This is a genomic window from Alkalibacterium sp. m-11 (genome assembly GCF_054658155.1).
The window spans coordinates 1-3,235 of sequence record NZ_BAAGIR010000184.1 but is presented as its reverse complement, the minus strand read 5'-3'; the positions used below and the strand labels follow the sequence as shown (position 1 = coordinate 3,235).

Genomic DNA, 3,235 nt, shown 5'->3' with positions numbered 1-3,235 from the left:
TGGATCTGTTATAAAGCTGTTTAATCCAGACAAGGATTGGATTATATTACCTTCATCGACAGAAATCATCATACGAGCAACGAGAAATTTGGGAAACATAATTTTTCATAGATTATTGGGAGTTACCTACATAATTAATCAATTGTTAGTATATCATACTTATTTGGTTTTTAAAGTCTTTTGTTATAAATGGGTAACAAATGCCAAGCTAATGTTACAGAAAAATGACTGGCCTGCCGGTGTCATCCAGGAAAAAGACCTTCAGACCAGCTCAAGCTGATTTGAAGGTCTTTGCTTGTTTAATTAGCTAACTTTCTGCCCATCTTCATCATAAAAGATAGGATTCATCTGTGTTTCCACTGTTTCTTCGGTTATAACGACTTTCTTAATGTCCGGTCTGCTGGGCACTTCAAACATGATATCCATCATAATGCTTTCAATGATCGATCTCAGCCCACGCGCACCAGTATCTCGTTCGATTGCCTTTTTACCGATTCCACGAAGAGCCTGCTCCTCAAATTCAAGTTCTACCTCATCGATTTGCAGCAGTTTTTTATACTGTTTAACCAGCGAGTTTTTAGGCTTCGTCAGAATTTCGACCAGATCGTCTTCATTCAGCTTCTCAAGTACAGCTGTAATCGGGAGTCTACCGATAAATTCAGGAATCAGACCATATTTCAGTAAGTCTTCAGGTATGATCTGCTGCATGATGCTCTGCTTCTCATCTGCTTCTTTACGCTTGCTTGCAGCACCAAATCCGATCACTTTATCCCCCAGACGATTTTTTACAATCGTTTCTATTCCGTCGAAGGCCCCTCCGACAATAAAGAGTATATTAGTTGTATCAATCTGAATCAGTTCCTGATGAGGGTGTTTTCTGCCTCCTTGAGGCGGCACACTTGCAGTCGTTCCTTCAAGAATTTTTAAAAGCGCTTGTTGTACACCTTCCCCACTGACGTCTCTTGTGATAGAGACATTTTCCGACTTGCGGGCGATTTTATCGATCTCATCGACATAAATGATTCCGCGTTTTGCCAGCTCTACATCGTAATCAGCTGACTGGAGGAGTTTCAGTAGAATGTTCTCAACATCTTCTCCAACATACCCCGCTTCGGTCAGATTCGTTGCATCAGCTATTGCAAAAGGAACGTTCAGAATGCGTGCAAGCGTCTGTGCCAGGTACGTTTTACCCGACCCTGTAGGACCGATCAGACAGATGTTACTTTTCTGAAGTTCAATGTCATCTTCTGTGTCTTCATCTAGACTGTTGATACGTTTGTAGTGATTGTATACCGCTACAGAAAGAGCTTTTTTAGCCGCTTCCTGACCAATGATATACTCATTCAGTATTTCTCGAATCTCATGAGGCTTAGGAACGTTCATTTCACCGTCGAATGACTGCTTGCTGAACTCTTCTTCCATAATTTCCTGGCATAAGTCAACACATTCATTACAGATATAAACGCCAGGACCTGCCACGATTTTCTTTACCTGCTCCTGTGATTTCCCGCAGAATGAACATGAGATATTTCCTTTTTGATCGTCATCGTTAAACATAGGCACGGTCACCTCTCTCATAGCCTAATAAGATTTTATGAATTTATGAAAAACGGGAATGCACGTTAGGCATTCCCATTTACATTTAAACAGTTTTACGCTTCGTCTGACTCTTCTGCTGCTTCAAGTGTTTCTTTAGCAGTTGAAGTGATCAGGTCAATTGCTTTTTTCAATGAGATGTCTCTGTTAAGAAGGTCTGGAGAAAGTACGCTGCGTACTTGGTCTTCAGGCATGTTGTACTGCTCAGCCAGATCAGAGATTTCTTTTTCTATGTCTTCCTCAGTTGCATCAAGGTTCTCCGCTTCAACAATTGCTTCAAGTACCAGGTTCGTGCGTACGTTAAATTCTGCATCGCCTTCGAACTGCTTGTGAAGATTCTGTTCTGTTGAGTTTGTCATCTGGTAGTACATTTCAGGTGAAATGCCCTGCTGTTTCAAGTTGTTCAGGAACATATCCATCTGACGGTGTACTTCTTCGTGAGCCATTTCATGTGGAATCTCTTCAATTTTAGCGTTTTCTACTGCTTTTCTGATAGCTTCGTCATCTCTGGCATCGTCAGCGGCAGTAGTCTTGCTTTCTTCAAGTTCTTTGCGGATTTTTTCTTTCAATTCATCCACTGTTTCTACGTCTTCATCAAGATCTTTAACGAACTCATCGTCAAGTTCAGGCAATTCTTTCACTTTAACTTCGTGAACCTTGACTTTAAATACAGCTTCTTTTCCAGCAAGTTCATCTGAGTGATACTCTTCAGGGAAAGTAACTGTAACGTCTTTCTCGTCTCCTGCTTTAACGCCAACCAGCTGATCTTCAAAACCAGGGATGAATGAGTTAGATCCAAGAACTAGTGAGTGGTTCTCACCTTTTCCACCTTCAAATGCTTCATCGCCAACGAATCCTTCGTAATCGATGACAACAGTGTCGCCTTCTTCTGCTGCATCTTCTTTAATAGTCAGTTCAGCAAGGCTTTCACGACGGCGATCCAGTGCTGCATCTAGGTCTTCTTCAGAAACGTTACGATCCTGTTTGGCTACTTCGATTTCTTTGTACTGTCCAAGCTCAACTTCAGGTTTAAGAGTGACTTCAGCAATCAGTTCCCAATCCTGGTTCTTTTCAACTGATTTGATATCAATATTAGGCTGAGCTACAGGCTCGATGCCAGCTTCCTGTACAGCTTTAGAATAAGCTGCAGGCAGCAGGTCGTTAAGCGTGTCTTCGTAAAGTGCAGCTTCACCGTACATCTGATTGAAAATACGTCGTGGCACTCGTCCTTTACGGAATCCTGGTACGTTCAAGTTTTTCTGAACTTTCTTAAATGTTTTATCCAGTCCTTTTTGTACTGTTTCTTGATCGATCGTGAATTCCAGACGGCCTGTTGTAGCACCTGTTTTTTCAAAATTTGTTTCCATGTATAATTACCCTCCGAATTGATTAGTCTGCTAGCAATCGTCATTATTTCCAACTCTGCGGAAATAAGCCTATTCACTATTTTTTATTTAAACATACTTAATTATCATACAATATTTAAAGGCTAATGTAAACTGCGGATGCTTAATTGTATGTGTCAAGACTTTGGCGGAAACTTTTTTTCTAGAGATGGTAACTCTTCAATTTTAATATTAAAATGGCTCATTCTGTGTGTTTCATTACCCAAACATTTTCTTCAGTTGTCCCATTGGAC

At 40.8% G+C, this 3,235-nt stretch carries 3 protein-coding genes; 1 reads left to right on the top strand and 2 read right to left on the bottom strand.

Annotated elements, in window-relative coordinates:
• A partial coding sequence (locus tag ACYQ2O_RS11335) for a hypothetical protein (protein WP_459770917.1) occupies nucleotides 1–280 on the top strand: 280 nt, incomplete at its 5' end.
• Nucleotides 281–303: 23 nt separating this feature from the next.
• Here the strand turns inward: ACYQ2O_RS11335 and clpX are convergent.
• On the bottom strand, nucleotides 304–1,557 hold the full coding sequence (clpX, locus tag ACYQ2O_RS11330; RefSeq protein WP_459796645.1) for an ATP-dependent Clp protease ATP-binding subunit ClpX: 1,254 nt from the start codon (nucleotides 1,555–1,557) through the stop codon (nucleotides 304–306).
• Between the two features lie 95 nt (nucleotides 1,558–1,652).
• Nucleotides 1,653–2,963: a trigger factor gene (gene tig, locus ACYQ2O_RS11325; RefSeq protein ID WP_459796644.1), complete on the bottom strand. Its 1,311-nt coding sequence runs from the start codon at nucleotides 2,961–2,963 to the stop codon at nucleotides 1,653–1,655.
• Nucleotides 2,964–3,235 lie beyond the last annotated feature (272 nt).